Below are 17,374 nucleotides of genomic sequence, written 5' to 3' on the forward strand. Positions count from 1 at the left end.
CGCCGATCGCGGCAAGGAGGGCGCGCGTCAGCGAGCCGCGGCGCGCGCCTCCCCCGCCTCGATCTCCTGCGCGAGGTCGAGGCAGTAGCGACCGAAGTCGATCTGGATCGTGTGGCGCGGCACGTCGTAGTACTGCTCGAGGTGCCGCGCCTCGTCCTCCACCATGATGCGCGTCTGCTCCTCCACTGACGGCAGGGCGTAATCGCCGAGCAGCAGCTTGGCCAGCAGCTTGGACTGCTGCTCGGCGAGGTTGACGATCGTCGGCGACGACTGCGCCAGGCCGAGGTAGTAGAGGTGCTCGACGCCGGGCTTGATCATCCGTTTGAAGAGCGGGTAGCGGTGCTCGGCGTCGGGGTGGAGGTCGGCCTCGCTGTCGGTGAAGAAGGGGAACCTCATGTCGTAGCCGGTGGCGCAGATGATCACGTCGGCCTCGACCGACGAGCCGTCGGCCAGGTGGACCGTCCGCCCGTCGAGCCGATCGATCGCAGGCAGCATGTGGATGTCGCCAGAGCCGGCGCGGGTGAGGAAGTCGGCGCTCACCGAGGGGTGTGCCGAGAGCGGCTCGTGGTCCGGCTCGGGCAGGCCGTAGTTGCTCATGCTGCCGACCAGCTCACGGATCAGCTGACGCGAGGCCGCGAGCGCGACGTCCTTGGGGATGTCCGGCGGCGCCATCACCTTGTCGGCCGCGACGCCGTTGCGATATTTCGGCAGCACCCACACCCCGCGCCGCGCGGAGACGTAGAGCTTCTCGGCCATCCAGCGGTTCGACAGCTCCGAGGCGATGTCCATCGCAGAGTTGCCCATGCCGACGACGATGACCCGCTTGCCGCGGATCTCGATCGGCTCGAACGGGCTGATGTAGGCGTGGCTGTGGATCAGGTCGCCGTCGAAGTGGCCCGGGTAGTCCGGAAGCCGCGGCGCCCAGTGGTGGCCGTTGGCCACCACCAGGTCGGTGTAGCTGCGGGTCTCTCCGGTGGACAGGGTCAGGTCCCAGCCCTGGCTCTCGTTGCGGGCCGCGCGCACGACCTCTGTCTCGAACTCGATCGCCTCCCGCAGGCCGAAGTGGTCGACGTAGGCGCGGAAGTAGTCGTGGATCTGGGTGTGGTGCGGGAAGTCCGGGTAGTCCTCGGGGGCGGGGAAGTCCTCGAACTGGAGGCGCTGGGTCGAGGTGTCGATGTGGAGCGACTCGTAGACCGAGGACCGGCCGTTGGGGTTACGGAAGTACCAGTTGCCACCCACGTCGTCGCTCATCTCGAAGTGGTCGTAGGCGATGCCGTGGTCCTTCAGGCGCTTCGCGGTGGTGATGCCGGAGCACCCGGCGCCGATGATCGCGACCTTCACTGGTGTCTTCTCCTCGATGCTCGGGTGGTCAGAGAGCGGCGACGCAGTCGAACGCTGCCGTCAGGTAGGTGTCGGTCCGCGGCGAGGCCAGCAGGTGCGACGCCATCTGGTTGGGCACGTAGGCGACGGTGGTCCGGCTGTCGAGGGCGTTGACGACGACCGAGCCGCCCCACCCGCTCCACCAGCACGTGCGCCCGTCCGGGACCGCAGGAGCCGACGGCGTCGGCAGTCCGTAGCCGATGCCCCACGTGACCGGCTGCATCAGCACCTGGTCGAGGCCGCTCGCCTGGACATCGAACACGCGGTCGATCGTCGCGTCGCTCAACAACGACCTGCCGGCGTACGCGCCGCCGTGGGAGACGGCGGCCTGGATCTGGGCGACGCCGCGCGCGTTGCCGTGGCCGCCGACCGAGCCGACGCTGCCGCGGCGCCAGTCGGGGCTGTTGCACGCCTCGGGCAGCAGCAGCGGGTTGGCCATCGTGCGCAACAAGAAGCTGTCGGGCGGCAGCTTCGAGTAGTCCACCCCGGACGGGGGTGGGGGCAGCAGGTCGGCGCAGCGGTCCTGCTGGTCGTCGGGCACGCCGATCATGAAGTCGTCGGCGAACGGGCCGGCGACCTCGTCGCGGAAGACGTCGGCGAGAGGCCGACCGGCCGCTCGCCGTACCAGCCCGTCGAGCAGGTGGCCGTGGTCGACGATCTGGTACGCCGACCCAACGCCGGGCTCGTACCAGAGCGACTCCTCGGCCAGCCAGTCGCTGCTGCGCTCGAGGTCGAGCAGGTCCTCGACCGTGACCGGCCGACTCCAACCGGGCACCCCGCTGGTGTGCGAGAGCAGGTGCCGGACCAACACGCCGTCCTTGCCGTTGGTCGCGAAGTCCGGCCAGTAGTCCGCGACCGGGCTGTCGAGGTCGACGTCCCCGCGGTCCGCCAGCACGAGGACCGTCAGCGCGGCCATCACCTTGGTCACCGACCAGGTCATGACGACGGTGTCCTCCCGCCACGGGACGCCCGGACGCGCCTCCCCGCCCCACAGGTCGACGACCAGCTCGCCGTCGTGGATCACCGCGACGGACGCGCCCGCGTCGGTCCCGTCGGCGAGGTTCTTCGTCAGCAGGTCGCGCAGCGGCGCGAACTCCGGAGCACAGGTTCCGTCGACCACGGCCGCCACCCTAGCCGCGACCTAGAACATGTTCTAGTGATCGCGTTCGACCCCGATCGACGTGAAGACCCAGTCCCACAGGGCCGCCCGCTCGGCGTCGGTGGAGGTGGTCGCGTCGCGATAACTGAACGGGCGCGACGCCCGGTCGTGCCAGAACATGCCCGAAGGAGGGGGCGGCTCGCTCGCGGCGAGCCAGACGATGGTGTCCGCACCCTGCTCGGCCGTTCTCAGCAGTGGCCGGGTCAGGAGGCGGAACACAGGGAGGGACGAGGCGACACCCGGCGTGTCCGCCCACCCGGGGTGCATGGCGTGTACCGCGACCCCGTCCGCTGCGAGACGGTCGGCGAGAAGGGGCGTGAGCTCGACCTGCACCCGCTTGGAGCGTGCGTAGGCCACGGGCCCCCGATAGGTGGAGCCGACATAGTCCGGGTCGTCGACCGGCAAGGGTTGCGTGTACATCCCGCCCGACGACACCTGAACCACCCGTGCTCCGTGGGCGCTCCTCCTGAGGACCGGCCGGAGGAGCTCGGTCATGAGGATCGGACCGAGCACGTGGGTGGCGATCGTCAGCTCGTGGCCGTCGGCGGAGGTCTCTCGTCGAGCCGGCATCGTGCCGGCGTTGTGGACCAGCACGTCGAGCGCACTGCCGTCCTCATCGAGGCGCCCCATGAACCGACGGGCGAACCATCGCACCTCGTCGAGGTTGGACACGTCGCACGCCTCGGCGTGGAGACGGCCCGGACGCCCCGCCGCCTCCACGCGGGCGCGAATGCGCTCCAGCTCCATGGCGGGCTCGACTCGCTCGGTCGTGCGCCCCAGCAGGTGCACCGTGGCGCCGCGGGCCGCCAGGCTGAGGGCCGTTGCTTCGCCGAGGCCGGATCCGGCGCCCGTCACGAGGACACGCCTCCCTTCCAGGCTGCCGGAGGGTGCGGCAGCTCCCCACCGTCGCCGTCGGGCGAGGTAGCCGAGATTGGTGTAGCCGAGGACGATGCTGCGGTCCAGGGTCTTGTCCAGCCGGCGCTCCCGAGGCCCCGTCGCCCGGTGCGAGGTCATCTCGAGTCCCCGGCGCGTGCTCGCAGCAGCGACCGGGCGACCCGCCCTCCCGACACCAGCGCGCCTTGGATCGAGCTGGTGTCGCGGTGGTCGCCGGCCACCCAGACCCCGCGCTCGTCGAACCAGGTCGGCTTGCGCAGCGCCAGCGGAGCGGGCATCGCCGGCAGGGCGTGGGAGATGTCGCGCTGGGCGACCAGCTCCCACGCGGCGCCGGGCGCCTGGTGGAGATCGCGCGCGACTGCCTCCGCCGCGGCCGCATCGAGCCGCGGCTGTTCACCGCGTTGGAGCACTGAGGTGGCGATGAGCGACCGGCGGCCGTCGCCGTACTCCGGGGCGGTGGCGGTGAGGATCACGCTGTTGACGACCCCGGAACCGTCGGCGTCGACCGCGAGCGCGCCGTCCTGTCCGGCCCACGCGGGTGCGGCGAAGTAGTAGGTCGTGACACCCCGGGCGGACGGGAGCGGCCCCAGGTCAGGGACGAGCCGACCAGCCGTCCACGGGTCGGTCGCTACGACGACCTCGGACGCCTCGACGTGGGTCCCGTCCCAGAGCCGCACCGAGGTGCGCGCGACCGTGGTCACCGGCGCCTCCAGCCGGACGACATCGGGCGGAAGCTGCGCAGCGATCGCCTCGGGGAGCCGCTGCATCCCGGCGGCCGGCACCGCGGAGTGGCCCGTGGCGAAGAGTCGCATCATCAGGTCGGTGAAGACCCGGGACGTGCGGACCTCGTCATCGAGGACGACGCCCGCCATGAAGGGCACGAGGACGTCGCGGACGACCTGTTCGGGCAGGTGCGCCCAGGCCTCGTGAGCAGGCACATCCGCGCGATCCTTGATCGACGACGGGCTGCTCGCGAGGAGCACGCCGGCGTAGCGAGCGAGCGCCAGCTTGCCGCGGATGCCGGTGATCGGGGAGCCCGCTGCCTTCAGGGCCGCGGTCGGCGAGGACAAGGGGTGCGGCACAGCACGGAGTGCTCCCCCGCGTCGGATGCGCACGCCTCGAGGGAACCGACGTAGCCGCAGGTCATCGAGGTCGACGTACGACGCGAGCGCGGGATAGGCCGTGTTGAGGACCTGGAATCCCCGATCGATCCGGAAACCGTCGATCGTGTCCGTAGCGACCCTGCCCCCCACCCGGTCCGCCGCCTCGAGCACGACGACCGGGCGACCGGCGCGGGTGAGGTCGCGCGCGCAGGCGAGGCCAGCGAGGCCGGCACCGACCACGACGACGGGCAGCTCAGGCACAGATCGCTCCTCGACGTTCGCGCACCACCGGTGCCGCTGGGAGCGGGAGGGTCAGCAGCCACGCGACCGGCGACAACCCCGACCCCTGGTGGCCGCCGGCGACTCGCCAGGCCTCCACGAAGCGGGCCTCGGTCGCACGCGCGGCAGCGTCCTGCAGCCGGGCCGACGGAACCCCGCGCGACCGGGCCCTGGCGAGCTCGAGCGCGAAGGCGCGGGCGCAGGTCGCGTCGTAGAACCGGAGGAACGCCTGGACGTCGCCGCCCGCTGACCGGAGCAGCTCGTCAGCAAGGCCGCGACCGAAGGCCTCCCGATTGGCCACTGGGGCGCTCATCACGACCTCCTCAAATCTCAACAACTTTCTTCAACAAGTTGTTTAGGTTAGAGTGCGAGCATGGACCAGGACATGGGCGATGCGCAACCCCAGCCCTCCGAGACTCCCTCCCCAGGGGCCAACCGCGAGGCGGCGCTGACGATCGGCGACCTGGGCGAGCGGACGGGCGTCAGCCCTGCGGTCCTGCGGATGTGGGAGACCCGTCACGGGTTCCCCGAGCCGCGCCGGATCGCGTCGGGCCATCGCCGCTACTCCGAGGCGGACGTCCATCTCGTGCGTCACGTGCTCCGGCGCAAAGAAGCCGGCACCCGTCTCGAGGTCGCCATCGCTGACGCACTGTCCTCGGGCGCCCCGGTCCCGACATCGATCTTCGCCGAGCTCCGGCGCAAGCACCGCGCACTCGCCCCCCAACGACTCAGGAAGTCCACGCTCATCGCCCTGTCCTGGGCGATCGAGGACGAGTGCTGCGCAGTGGCCGACACCCCGATCCTGTTCGGCGCCTTCCAGCGGCAGCAGTTCTTTGCGTCGTCCTCGGCCCGGTGGCACGAGCTCGCCCGGGTTGCTCGTGCAGCGATCGTCTTCGCGGACGCGTGGGACGGCGTCGCCGATCACTCCGGCCCGGTTCGAGCCGCCCTCACCGAGGACGCACCCCTGCGACGCGAGTGGGCTGTCGTCTGCGACGCCGCCGACTCCCCGGCCTGCCTCTCGGCGTGGGAGCTGCCCGGCCAGCAGGACGTGCCTGACTGGGAGCGTCGCTTCGAGGCCGTCTGGACGGTGGACCCGACCGCAGTGCGCGACGCAGCCCGAGCCGCGGCCGGAGTCGCAGCAGCGGCGGGAGCACCGTCGGCGCAGCAGCTGGTCGACGAGCTCGCGACCGCGCCGATCTCCACCGCCACCACTCCCCCCGGCACGACCGCACTGTTCAACCGGGTCGTCTCCTACGTCGACCGGCTCGCCTGAACCGACCGCACACCCTGACAACGCGCACCCCTGATACGACGGAGAAACGCATGACCGCGACCGCCACCCCCTTCGCCCCCCAGCGCCCCGGACCGCTCCGCCCGCTGGCCGTGCGCATCGGCGCCATCGAGTGGATGCCGAAGCTGCTTCCGGCGATCGTGCGCACCGACAAGGGCCTCCAAGCGGCAACCCGGGGCCGCCTCACGATCCTCGACGTGGCCGGCCTCCCCAACCTGATGCTCACGACCATCGGCCGCAAGAGCGGCCTGCCGCGGAGCAACCCGCTCCTCTGCGTGCCCGACGGCGACCGGATCCTCATCGCCGGTTCCTACTTCGGTGGACCCGTCGAGCCGATGTGGGCCAAGAACATCGAGGCCAACCCCGAGGTGACCGTGCGGTTCCGCAACAAGACCACCGATCTGGTCTCTCGTCGCCTCGACGGCGAGGAGCGCGCGGCCGCCTGGCAGACGATGGTCCACACCTGGCCGAACTTCCTGAAGTACGAGCAGCGCACCGATCGCGAGATCAAGGTCTTCGAGCTGAGGTAATACTGCCGGGGTGACGATCCCCAGCGCCGGCACCCTGCTCGGCGCAACCCTGCTGGTCGCAGCACTCGCACCGACGGTCGGCTGCTCGCAGTCGACGCCCGACCGGCCCACGGCAAGCTCGCCCTCCGCGACAAGCAGCGCACCCACGTCCACCACGAGCGACGACCCGACCACCACGGTCCCGACCGAGCCGCCGCCGACTCGCTACCAGCCACTCCCCGTCGAGGTCGACGCTGCAGCGAAGCGGACCGCCGCGCGCGCCGTGGAGGCCCTGAATGACGTCCAGCAGGTGACCTACACGCAGTACTTCGGCTACCTCCCGCCCGACGCCAGCATCCTGGTCGAGGCCGACTTCGTCGGCGGGGGTGGGACGACGTACGACGTGCGGATCCGCCAGGCCGGCGACGGATGGGCGGTCGACTCGGTCACCGGCGCGACGCCGCCGTCGCCGCTGGAGAAGCCCGGCCGGCTGATCCGCCGCGTGCTCCAGAACGACCGCATCACGCTCCCCTGGGCCGGTCGCGCTGATGTCGCCGCCGGCCTGGTCGCCGACTCGGTGCTGCGATCGATGCTGGCCGTCGCCGAGCACCACCGGATCGGCATCAGCGTGTTGATCTCGGCCCACCCGGTCAACGTGTTCGGCACCGACCGGCGTAGCAATCACCCCGACGGCCGGGCCTACGACATCGGGCGCATCGACGGGCAGCTCGTCGTCGACCCGGGTTCGTCAGCTGCGGTGCAGGACGTCATGCGCATCGCGGCCGGCACCGGCGCCTACCAGGTGGGTGGCCCCGAGGACCTCGACGGCGGCGGCAGCCAGTACTTCTCCGACGCCACCCACAGCGACCACGTGCACGTCGGCTTCCTTTCCTGAGCAGTTCTCCACAGCACTCCCTTCAGGGTTCGCATTCGAACTGATGTTCGGTTAGAATCACTCCATGGAGTACGCCGACCTCGACTCGCTCGACGCGGGAGCCACCCTGGCCGCCGCGGAGAAGCGACTGAACGGGCGGCGGCGGGGCGAGGTCGAGGATCTCCTCATCGTCCTGCGCTGGTGCGACCTCCACTCGGGTGACCCGCAGGCCGAGCCGGGCGCGGTTCCGAAGAGCAAGGGTGGCAACTACCTGCGCCAGATCGGCGGCGACGGCACGCCCGAGGTCGCCGACCTCTGCATGGCCGAGCTAGCGATCGCCCGCCAGACCGGCGAGCTCTCGACCCTCAACCTCGCCGCCGACGCCCTCGACCTCCGCCACCGCATGCCACTGCTGGGCGCATGCGTCCTCGCCCTCGAGGTCGACCAGTGGCTGTGGCGCAAGGTCGTGCGGCTGGCCCGCAAGCTCGACAAGGACCGCGTGGGTCTGGTCGACGCAGCACTCGCCGGCGCCGTCCACCTGTCCCCCGGGCGGTTCCTCGAGCTCGCCGAGGCCACGATCATCCGGGCCGACCCCGACCTGCACCGAGCCAAGCTCGAGGAAGACGCCAAGAGCACAGGCGTGTGGCTCTCCCGGGTCCGCCCCGGCGAGATCACCGACGACGAGGGCGAGCCCGCCACCCGCCGACTCAGCAGCAAGATCTCCGCCGGCGGCGCGGTCCGCGGCGACGAGAACATCGACGACCTCGCCGAGGCGATCTTCGACCACACCGAGCCCGACGCCGACGGCAGCCGGCCCTCCCATCAGGAGTGCCGAGCAGCAGCGTTCGAGATGCTGCTCACCGAGCCCGGCAAGGCAGCCGACTTCCTCGCCTCCCTCGACCCCGACCCGGCGGCCGAGCCCGCGGCACCGAGCAAGCCCCGCCGCAAGCGCACCCCCGGCACGCTCGTCGTGACCCTCACCGACCAGGTCCTGTGCGGCAAGCCCGGCGTCGCGATCGTCGACGGCATCGGCCCGATCCTGATCCAACAGCTGTCCGAGCTGTTCGAGGGCCGCGACATCATCGTGCAACCCGTTATCGACCTCAACAAGACCGAGACCGTCAACGGCTACGAACACCCCATCGCCATGAAGAAGCGCACCGTGCTCCGGACGGGCGGCGACGTGTTCCCCCACTCCTCCAGCCGCGGCACGCAGCGGCTCGACCACGACCACCCCACGCCCTACGACCCCGAGGGTCCACCCGGGCAGACCAGCGACCTCAACGACGGGCCCCTCACCCGCCGGCACCACCGAGCCAAGACCCACCTCGGCTACCGCTGCGAACAGCTCGGCCTCGGCATCTACCGCTGGACAACTCCCCACGGCCTCGTCCGCATCGTCACGCCCCACGGCACGCTGTCGCCCGACGAGAGCGACGACCCCTGATCACACCGGCGTGACGCCGTCGACCCGCCAGGTCCCGTCGATCTCCTCGGCCTCCACCCGCAACCGCGTGCCGGCGTCGACCGGTCGGGCCTTGCCCTTGCGTGCCCGCTGGTCGAGGAAGACCAACAGCGAGGCGTGGTCGCCCTCCTCAGCGATGACCGCGACCCCGGACACCGTCGCTGTCACCACGGCACTCGTCTGCGGAGCGAGCTCCTCGATCTGCTCGTAGGTCGAGGCGTAGTCGTCGAGAAAGTCGGGCGTCGTGACCGGCGCCAGGGAGTCCACGCCGACCAACGCCCGGTAGTCGTAGGACCACAGCTGCGTCATGGCCGTCGAGATCTCGGTCTGGAGATCCCCACCGTCACCCTCAGGGGCCGCTGCGCCGACAGACACTGTCCTCGACCCGGTGGCCTTCCAGTCGCCGCCGTCCTCCTCCATCGACACCGACAGGCGCAGCCGCTGAAGGGTCGACGGAGCGCCCTTCGGACGCAACGTCACGTCGAGCGCGACCAGCACCTCGGCGGCACCCGCCTTCTCGTCGTACGACGACGCGGCCGCCTCCTGGACGACGGCATCGACCTCGGCGCGACCAGCGGCACGCGACGTCAACGTGACGGCCGCCTTCCGCGCGGCTGCGACGGCATCGGCCCGACCGGTGTCGGGTGCGTCGGTGTCGCCGTCGCGGTAGGCGTCCATCCCGTAGGTGACCGCAGCTCCGAGGCACACGACGGCGACCAGCGCGGCAGTCGCCTCCTTGACGCTCAGCGCTCTCATCGGTCCTCCAGGATCTGGGTCGGATCGGTGACGAAGAGCGAAGGATCGCTCGCCTGCCGACTCCGGACCGCGTCGTCGTCGAAGCCGTACAGAGCAAGCACCTCGTCGGTGACGCCGGCGCGCGGCACGTTGTGCGAGCCGCGCACGTCGATGGCACTCCCCCGCGGCTCCAGACACGTCGCCTGGGTGTTGACCGGGATGTCGGCGGTCTCCGACCCGCTGCGTCGCGGTGTGCTCTCGTAGCCGCGGGTGCACGGCAGGGGGTCGAAGGCGTTGAGCACCAAACCGAAGTGCGCGGTGCCGTCGCCCGGGACGGCCGAGTAGGCGGCGCGCGCCAGTGCCGGATAGGTGATCAGCAGCTGACGCAGCGCCGCGTTGCGCGGCTCGGTCAGTCGTCCGGTCGTGAGCAGGTCGGCGATCAGCTGGCTCAGTCCGGCGCCGGTCTCGTCGAGGAAGGCGATCGTCTGGGCCGAGGCGGCCGGACCGTTGGCGATGACCCCCCGCAGGTCGGCGTCCGACTCCTTGAGCTGGTGGGCCAGCAGCCGCAGGTCGCGGGAGAAGGACACGATGCTGTCGGCCTCGTCGTTCTGCGTGCGCAGCACGACGGCACCGTCGCGGATCAGGGCCGTCGTCTCGGGCAGCACTTCCTCCGCCGAGGCGACGAGAGCGCCGGTGTTGTCGAGCAGCCGCCCCAGGTCGGGTCCCGTGCCAGCGAAGGCACGGTCGAGCTCGCGGAGCACGACGCGCAGCGATCGGTGCGGCACCGAGGTGAGGAGGTCGTCGAGACCGGCCAGCAGCACCGACGGCGCGACCGGCGTCGCGGTCTGCTCGACCGCGATCTCCGATCCGTCGTCGAGGTAGGGCGCACCCTTGGTGGTCGCGGTCAGGTCGACGTAGGGCTCACCGATGATCGACAGGTTCTTGACCGTGGCCTCGAGCCCGTCGGCAGGGATCGCCTCCGCGTCCTCCTGGATGAGGAGGTCGACGGTGACGCCCTCGTCGGTCGGGTGCAGCTCCCCCACCCGGCCGACGGTCACTCCCTCATAGGTGACCTCGGCGTTGGTGAAGATGCCGCCGGAGTCGGCGAGGTCCATCGACACCGTGTACGACGTCGTCCCCACCATGTCCTCGAGCCCGGCGTACTTCGCGCCGACGTAGGCGACCCCGGAGGTGGCCATTGCGGTGAAGACGACCAGGTGCACCTTCGTGCGACGCGTGATCATGAGCGGCCTCCCAGCAGTCCGGCGAGGAGGTCCGCCAACGGGTTATCGCCCTGCTGACCGCTACCGCCTCCGGAGCCCCCAGCCCCCTGGTACCCGCTGCCCTGTGGGGTGGTGTCCCCGGCGGGGGTGTCGCCGAGGACGGACAGCGGGTTGGGCAGCACTTGGCCGCCCAGCTCCAGGGGCTGCTCGGAGGCGAGGAGAGCGCTGAGCACCGATCCGAGGTCGAGGTCGACCTTCGCGTCGAGGTTGACGTAGTCGCCGCGGACCGCGTCGGCTGCCGCCGGGGTGAAGGGGAAGGTCGCGAGGATCTGCAGCGCCTGCGGCAGGTCGCGGCCAGCGCGAGCCAGGCTGGTGAGGATCGGCCGCAGCAGCTGCAGGTCCGCCACCATGTCCTCCTTGCTGCTGTTGACGACGCGGACCGTGACCTGGGAGAGCCGGTCGAGGGAGCGCAGCATCCGCACCAGTTGTGGCCGCTGGTCGGCCAGCACCTTCAGCCCCTCCGGGATCCGCTCGAGCGCACGCTCGATCTGCCGGTTGTTGCCGCGCAACGTGTGGCTCAGCTCGCCCAGCCCGTCGAGAGCGTCGACGATGTCGTCGCGGTGAGCGTCGAGGTGACCGGTGAGCTCGGTGAGGTCGTCGAGAAGGGCGCGGAGCTCGGGCTCGTTGCCGTCCATCGCCGCGTTGAGCTCACCCATGATGGAGTTCAGCTGCGGAAGCCCGCCGTTGTTGAGCAGCAGGGAGAGCGCCCCGAGGACCTCCTCGACCCGAGCCGACCCACCCGTCTTCGAGATCGGGATCGTGGCGGGAATGTCTGCCCCGTCCGTGACAGAGCCCTCCGGGCGGACCAGCTCGACGTACCACTCGCCGAGCAGGCTGCTGCGCCGCACCCGCGCCTCGACGTCGGCCGGCAGGTCCAGGTCGCTCCGCACCGTGCAGGTCACGACGGCCGTCCAGGTGTCCTGGTCGACGTCGATCTTCTCGACCCGGCCCACAGCGACGTTGTTGAGCTTGACCGTCGACTTCGGGACCAAGCCCTCGACCGACTCGAAGTGGATCGTCACGCTCGTCGGGTCGTCCCCGACGTCCGCACCACCGGGGAGGGGCAGGTCGTAGGCGCCGTTCTCGAGGAGGCCGCAGGCCGTCGTACCTGACATCAGCAGGAGCCCGGCCAGGGCGATCCCGCCCCGCCGCACGAGCCGCCTCACCGGGCCGGTCACTGGACACCTCCCTGCATCGCGGCGAGCAGCTCGGCCAGGGTCGGGATCGATCCGCCCAGGGAGCCCACCGTGTTCGAGCACAGCGAGAGCAGGGCCGGAGGCACGTCGCCCGGGGCACCGCGCGCGAGCAGCTCGCAGAGGAAGGCGCCCGGGGCGAGGCTCAGCTCGTTGACGTCCATCCTGACGTCGAGCGTCCCGCCGGCGGCGTCGTAGGCGTTGAGCAGGTTGCCGAGACCGGCCGGAGCCTCGTCGAAGATCGAACCGAGGATCTGGCGGTTGCGCACCAGCACCTTGGTCACCCGGGTCAGCTGCGAGACGTTGTGACGCACCAGCTCGCGGTTGTCGCGCACGAAGCCTGCGACGTCGTCGAGCGTGACCGCGAGCTGCTGCAGCGCTGCGCCCAGCTCGCCGCGGTCGGTGGCCAGGAAGCCCGACACCGTGGCGAGCTGTCGGTTGAGGTGCCGCACGCCGGCGTCGTTACCGGCAAGCGTGGAGGTGAAGGTCTGGAGGCCGCGCACCGTCCCGGTGATGTCCTCGCGGGAGCCCGCGAGTGTCCCCGACGCGTCGGCGAGCCCGCTGATGGCGGCGGCCAGACTGTCGCCGTTGCCGTCGAGGTTGCTGGCCAAGACGTCGAGCGCGCGGGTGAGCGAGCCGCGCTTGTTGGCGCCGTCCGGCCCGAGCGCCGAGGTCAGCTCCTGCGCGCTGCTGTAGAGGTCGTTGATGTCGAGCGGCACCTGGCTGCGCTCGACCGGGATCACCGCGCCGTCCGCGAGCCGTGGCCCGCTCTCGTAGGCGGGCGCGAGCTCGATGCTCCGGCCGCTGATGAGGCTCGGCGAGACCTGGAAGGCCTGGACGTCGGCGGGCAGCGTCACGTCGCTGTCGAGGTTCAGCACCACCTTCACCCGGCCGGGCTCGGGCGTGACCGACTCGACCGTGCCGACCGGGACGCCGAGCACCTGGACCGGGTTGCCCTCGTAGACGGCACTGGCCGAGGAGAAGTAGACGGTGATCTTGGTGTCGCCGCCGCGCGTGCCCTGCCAGGCGAACGCCGCGGCCACCAGGCCCACGACCAGGACGACGACCGCCGCGCGTGATCCGCGGATCCTGGCGATCATGACGCCTCACAACCTTCGGTGTTGGCTCCGGCGAGCGGCAGCGGCAGGAGGCCGCAGACGTAGGCGTCGAACCACCGCCCCACGCCGACGGTGTTGGTGAAGAGGTGCACGTAGGGCCCCAACGCCTTGATGCCCGCGTCGAGCTCGTCCTCGTTGGCGGCGAGCACGTCGGCGACCTCCGCCAGGTGGGTGAGCGCCGGCCGCAGCGCGGCCTGGTTGTCGTCGATCAGACCGCTGAGCTGGACGCCCAGGTCTCGCGTCCCCTCGAGGAGGGCGTGGATCGCCTGCCTCCGCCGGGTCAGCTCGTCCAGGAGCGGATTCATGTCCTGGATCAGCTGCGCGACCTGCTCGTCGCGGTCCGCCACCGTGCCGGCGACCACGTCGGCGCGCTGGAGCAGCTGGGCCAGCCCGTCGTTGCGACGGGTGATCGTGGTCGACAGGCGGGTGAGGCCGTCGAACGCCGCCTTCACGTCGTCCGGGGTGTCGGAGAACGTGTCGGAGAGGGCGTCGAGCGAGGTCGCCAGCCGGTCGACGTCGATCTCCCCGACCGTCTGCGACAGCTTGTTGATCGCCGGGATGATGTCGTACGGCGTCTCGGTGCGCTCGAGCGGGATCACCCCGCCGTCGCCGAGCTCGTCGTCGCCGCTCGGCTCGATCGCGAGGTAGCGCTGCCCGAGCAGGGTGTTGAGCTGGACCGAGGCGCTCGACTCGTCGCCGATCCACGCGTCGTCGATCTTGAAGGCCACCTCGACGACCTGGCCGTGGAGCTCGACCTCCTTGACGCGCCCGACGACCACGCCCGCGACCTTGACCGGGTTGCCCGCCCGGATGCCCGCTGCGTTGCTGAACTCGGCCCGGTAGGTCGCACCGCCGCCGATCAGCGGCAACTTGTCGGTGTTGTAGGCGGCGAGCACCAGCACGGCGAGGACCACGCTGCCGATCAGCGCGACCGGGATCGGGTTGCGGCTCTGGAACGACTTCACGACGAGCACCTCTCGGCGTTGTTGACGTACGGCGTCACTCCGGCGCGGCCGCCGTCCGAAGCGAACGAGCCACCCATGCTGCAGAGGTAGAACTGGAACCAGGAGCCGTAGCTGGCCGTGCGGTCGACCCGGTTGAGGAGCGGCCCGATCGCCTTGAGCTCCTCGTCGATCGCGCCCTTGCCGCGGTCGAGGTGCCCGGCGAGGTCACCCAACGCCAGGATGTCGTCGCGCAGCGGAGCTCGGCCTTCGACGAGCAGCCCGGTGACGCTGTCGGTCAGCATGCTGATGGAGGAGATCGCCGTGCCCAGCGCGCTGCGGTCCTCGGACAGCCCGCTGACGAAGCGCTGCAGCTGGAGCAGCAGGTTGGAGAGCTGACGGTCGCGCGACGAGACCGATCCCAGGACGACGTTGAGGTCGTCGATCAGCTGCCCGATCACCTGGTCGCGGTCGGCCACCGTGTTGGTGAGCGACGCCGTGTGGACGAGGAGCTGCTCGACGGTGCCGCCCTCGCCCTGGAGGGTGTGGAGCACCTCCTCGGCGAACTTGTTGACCTGCGCGGGCTCGAGCGCCTGGAAGAGCGGCCGGAACCCGCCGAAGAGGACGGTGAGGTTCAGGGCCGGTTCGGTGCGCGACTCGGGGACGGTGCTCCCCGGCTCGAGCAACGGGCCTCCCGCGTCTCGAGGCCGCTCGAGGTTGAGGTAGCGGTCGCCGATCAGGTTCTCGTACTGGATCGCGATGCCGAGCGACGCCGGCAGCTCGATGTCCTTGTCGACGGTGAACTCGATCTCGGCGTGGCTCTTGTCGACCACCTTCACCCCGGTGACCTTGCCGACCACGACCCCGGCGATCTTGACGCTGTCGTTGGTGCCGACGCCGCTCGCGTCGGAGAAGACCGCGCGGTAGGTCTCGGTCGCACCCGTCCGACCGTTGACGATCACGAGGAGGAGCAGCCCGGTGCCCATGAGGACGACGAGCGTGTAGACGGCCAGCTTGATGAGCGGCCCCCAGATCGGCTTCATCGCGCGCTCACCTCGCTCCCCCGCAGCAGCGGGCCGAGCAGCAGCGACGCGATGCCGGCGTCGCCGTCGACCAGTCCTCCAATGAGGTCGGCCTCCTCGGGCGACCCGGCCGGGTCGCTGAGCGGCAGGGTCGGGATCGTCGTACCACCCTCACGCCGTACGGGCGCCGGAGGAGCCACCGAGCCGTCCCGGATCGGGCCCTCCGTCGGGTACTGCGGTGCGTAGCGGACGATCTCGTAGCAACGGGGACCACGGGTGTCGAGGTAGGCCGGCTCTTCTCCCGGGCGGTACTTGCCGCGGCTGTTGGTGACCTGGAGCGTGATGTGCAGCGCTGGACGCTCGTCGCCCTTGCCGAAGATCCGGTCGACCCGCGGCACCAGGCCGGCGAGCTGCTCGATGAGGCAGGGATACTCCGGCGCATACGTCGCCAAGGTGGTCAGCGTCGAGCGGGACACGTCCACGAGGTCGATCAGGTGCGACTCGTTGGCGCTCAGGAAGTCCTCCAGGTCGTCGCCCGCCGTCGAGAGCGAGCTGAAGAGCGAGCGGAGCTGTGCCTGCTGGTCCGCGATCGTGACGGTCGTGGTCGAGAGGTCGTCGACGGCCGCGAGGAGGTCGGGGGCGGCGTCGGAGTAGGTGCGGCTCACCCGCGCCAGCGCCTCCAGGTCGGCGGTCAGGTCGGGCAGCGAGGGGTTGAACCCGGTGAGGTAGCGCTGCAGTCGCGTGAGCGTCGCACCGAGCTCGGCGCCCCTCCCCTCCAGGGCCGTCGAGACGGCGTTGAGGGTCGAGGCGACCTTCTGCGGCGGGAGCACCCGGAGTACGGCGAGCAGGTGGTCGAGCGCGCCCTCGAGGGTGGCGCTGGTGGCACTGGTGTCGCGCTGGATCTCGTCGCCGGCCTCGACGTGCTCGGCGGCCGCAGTGCTCGGCACGACCAGGTCGACGTAGTCCTGACCGACCAAGGTCTTGGGCAGGATCCGCGCCACGGTGTTCTTGGGCACAAGGTGCACCTGGTCAGGCTCGAGCGCGAGCGTCAGCCGCGCGCCACGCGAGCTCGGCTCGATCTTCTCGACGGTGCCGACGACCGCACCGCGCAGCTTGACCTGGGCGCCGACGCTGAGCTGATTGCCTGCGTCGGGCACGTAGAGGGTCACCTCGGTCGTCGAGGCGAAGGCGCCGCGGTAGTCAGCGACCGCGGCCACGGCGAGAGCCGCGAGCACGAGCAGCAGGCAGAAGCCGGCCAGCGGGAGCCGGATGGACTCGAGTCGTGCGGCCATCAGGCGACCGTCACCGAGGGAGCGGTCCCGAACAGGACGAGGGTCAGGAAGAAGTCGAGGATGCCGATGCCGGCCAGCGACAACCGGACCGCACGCCCGACGGCGACGCCCACACCGGCGGGGCCACCGCTCGCGCGGTAGCCGTAGTAGCAGTGCACCAACATGACCATGAAGGCGAACGCGAGGGTCTTGAGGAACGACAGGAGCACGTCGCCCGGTGGCAGGAACAGGTGGAAGTAGTGGTCGTAGGTGCCGGCGGACAAGCCGTTGACGTAGACCACGTTGAGGCGCGCCGACAGGTAGGAGGCGAGGATCCCGACGACGTAGAGCGGGATCACGGCGATCGAGCCGGCGATCACGCGCGTCGTGATGAGGAAGGGCACGCTCGGCACCGCCATCACCTCGAGCGCGTCGATCTCCTCAGAGATCCGCTGCGCCCCGATCTCGGCGGTGAACCCCGCCCCGACCGTCGCGGTCAGCGCGATGCCGGCGACCAGCGGCGCGATGTCGCGGGTGTTGAAGAACGCGGTGATGAAGCCGGTCAGCGCAGAGGCTCCGAGGGTGTCGAGGCCGCGGAAGCCCTGGAGCCCCACGAGGCTGCCGACGAAGAGAGACAGCGCGAACATGACGCCCGCCGTACCAGCGATGACGGCGAGTCCCCCGCTGCCGAAGGTCGTCGTCCCGAGCAGCCGGAAGATCTCCTTGCGGTAGTGCCGCACCGCGTGGGGGACGCCGCGCAGCGTCTTGGCGTAGAGGGAGAGCTGGTCGCCGAGGTCGGTCAGTGACCGCACGGCCGCCGTCCCCGAGCGACGGACCCAGGCATCGATGGCGCTCAT

The 17,374-nt window shown here is 70.7% G+C and carries 17 protein-coding genes; 4 read left to right on the forward strand and 13 right to left on the reverse strand.

The features are described 5' to 3' along the window. Nucleotides 1-27: 27 nt before the first annotated feature. From F0U44_RS01065 to F0U44_RS01085, 5 genes are read right to left on the reverse strand one after another with little or no spacing between them, the layout of a single operon-like run. Nucleotides 28-1,341, reverse strand: a complete 1,314-nt coding sequence (locus F0U44_RS01065) for a flavin-containing monooxygenase (RefSeq protein WP_223163540.1) — start codon at nucleotides 1,339-1,341, stop codon at nucleotides 28-30. Nucleotides 1,342-1,369: 28 nt separating this feature from the next. Further along, a complete protein-coding gene (locus F0U44_RS01070) occupies nucleotides 1,370-2,500 on the reverse strand; it encodes a serine hydrolase domain-containing protein (RefSeq protein WP_149726423.1) in 1,131 nt (376 codons plus the stop codon). A 33-nt stretch (nucleotides 2,501-2,533) separates the two neighbouring features. Continuing rightward, nucleotides 2,534-3,553, reverse strand: coding sequence for an SDR family NAD(P)-dependent oxidoreductase (locus F0U44_RS01075; RefSeq protein WP_149726424.1), 1,020 nt, complete (start codon nucleotides 3,551-3,553; stop codon nucleotides 2,534-2,536). Further along, entirely contained in the window at nucleotides 3,550-4,797 is a 1,248-nt protein-coding gene (locus F0U44_RS01080) for an NAD(P)/FAD-dependent oxidoreductase (protein ID WP_149726425.1), read from the reverse strand. Before F0U44_RS01080 ends, F0U44_RS01075 begins: the two co-directional genes overlap by 4 nt. After that, nucleotides 4,790-5,128 (reverse strand): sigma-70 family RNA polymerase sigma factor, encoded by a 339-nt coding sequence (locus F0U44_RS01085; protein WP_149726426.1) that lies wholly within the window; start codon nucleotides 5,126-5,128, stop codon nucleotides 4,790-4,792. Before F0U44_RS01085 ends, F0U44_RS01080 begins: the two co-directional genes overlap by 8 nt. Nucleotides 5,129-5,188: 60 nt before the next feature. On the opposite strand from F0U44_RS01085, the gene F0U44_RS01090 reads away from it, so the two are divergent. The 4 genes from F0U44_RS01090 to F0U44_RS01105 all read left to right on the forward strand — a co-directional run bounded on the left by F0U44_RS01090 (nucleotide 5,189) and on the right by F0U44_RS01105 (nucleotide 8,936). Then, nucleotides 5,189-6,088: a DICT sensory domain-containing protein gene (locus F0U44_RS01090; RefSeq protein WP_149726427.1), complete on the forward strand. Its 900-nt coding sequence runs from the start codon at nucleotides 5,189-5,191 to the stop codon at nucleotides 6,086-6,088. Nucleotides 6,089-6,138: 50 nt separating this feature from the next. Beyond that, the gene (locus tag F0U44_RS01095) at nucleotides 6,139-6,636 is read left to right on the forward strand and encodes a nitroreductase family deazaflavin-dependent oxidoreductase (RefSeq protein WP_149726428.1); all 498 of its coding nucleotides are present in this window, start codon (nucleotides 6,139-6,141) and stop codon (nucleotides 6,634-6,636) included. 10 nt (nucleotides 6,637-6,646) lie between these two features. Next, on the forward strand, nucleotides 6,647-7,510 hold the full coding sequence (locus F0U44_RS01100; RefSeq protein ID WP_149726429.1) for a hypothetical protein: 864 nt from the start codon (nucleotides 6,647-6,649) through the stop codon (nucleotides 7,508-7,510). 64 nt (nucleotides 7,511-7,574) lie between these two features. Beyond that, nucleotides 7,575-8,936 carry a 13E12 repeat family protein gene (locus F0U44_RS01105; RefSeq protein WP_149726430.1) on the forward strand — a complete coding sequence of 454 codons (1,362 nt, stop codon included), beginning with the start codon at nucleotides 7,575-7,577 and terminating at the stop codon, nucleotides 8,934-8,936. On the opposite strand, the gene F0U44_RS01110 is transcribed toward F0U44_RS01105, so the two are convergent. From F0U44_RS01110 to F0U44_RS01145, 8 genes are read right to left on the reverse strand one after another with little or no spacing between them, the layout of a single operon-like run. Further along, nucleotides 8,937-9,710 (reverse strand): hypothetical protein, encoded by a 774-nt coding sequence (locus F0U44_RS01110; RefSeq protein WP_149726431.1) that lies wholly within the window; start codon nucleotides 9,708-9,710, stop codon nucleotides 8,937-8,939. Further along, on the reverse strand, nucleotides 9,707-10,933 hold the full coding sequence (locus F0U44_RS01115) for an MCE family protein (protein ID WP_149726432.1): 1,227 nt from the start codon (nucleotides 10,931-10,933) through the stop codon (nucleotides 9,707-9,709). The genes F0U44_RS01110 and F0U44_RS01115 overlap by 4 nt, the downstream gene beginning before the upstream one ends. Continuing rightward, nucleotides 10,930-12,150: an MCE family protein gene (locus tag F0U44_RS01120; protein WP_223163541.1), complete on the reverse strand. Its 1,221-nt coding sequence runs from the start codon at nucleotides 12,148-12,150 to the stop codon at nucleotides 10,930-10,932. The genes F0U44_RS01115 and F0U44_RS01120 overlap by 4 nt, the downstream gene beginning before the upstream one ends. After that, nucleotides 12,147-13,265 (reverse strand): MCE family protein, encoded by a 1,119-nt coding sequence (locus tag F0U44_RS01125; protein ID WP_149726433.1) that lies wholly within the window; start codon nucleotides 13,263-13,265, stop codon nucleotides 12,147-12,149. The genes F0U44_RS01120 and F0U44_RS01125 overlap by 4 nt, the downstream gene beginning before the upstream one ends. Beyond that, nucleotides 13,262-14,248 carry an MCE family protein gene (locus F0U44_RS01130; protein ID WP_149726434.1) on the reverse strand — a complete coding sequence of 329 codons (987 nt, stop codon included), beginning with the start codon at nucleotides 14,246-14,248 and terminating at the stop codon, nucleotides 13,262-13,264. The genes F0U44_RS01125 and F0U44_RS01130 overlap by 4 nt, the downstream gene beginning before the upstream one ends. Continuing rightward, complete coding sequence (locus F0U44_RS01135) at nucleotides 14,245-15,267, reverse strand: MCE family protein (protein WP_149726435.1); 1,023 nt, start codon at nucleotides 15,265-15,267, stop codon at nucleotides 14,245-14,247. Before F0U44_RS01135 ends, F0U44_RS01130 begins: the two co-directional genes overlap by 4 nt. Continuing rightward, nucleotides 15,264-16,538, reverse strand: coding sequence for an MCE family protein (locus F0U44_RS01140; RefSeq protein ID WP_149726436.1), 1,275 nt, complete (start codon nucleotides 16,536-16,538; stop codon nucleotides 15,264-15,266). The genes F0U44_RS01135 and F0U44_RS01140 overlap by 4 nt, the downstream gene beginning before the upstream one ends. Continuing rightward, entirely contained in the window at nucleotides 16,538-17,374 is an 837-nt protein-coding gene (locus F0U44_RS01145; protein WP_149726437.1) for an MlaE family ABC transporter permease, read from the reverse strand. The genes F0U44_RS01140 and F0U44_RS01145 overlap by 1 nt, the downstream gene beginning before the upstream one ends.

The organism is Nocardioides humilatus (assembly GCF_008373755.1).
Lineage (GTDB): Bacteria > Actinomycetota > Actinomycetes > Propionibacteriales > Nocardioidaceae > Nocardioides > Nocardioides humilatus.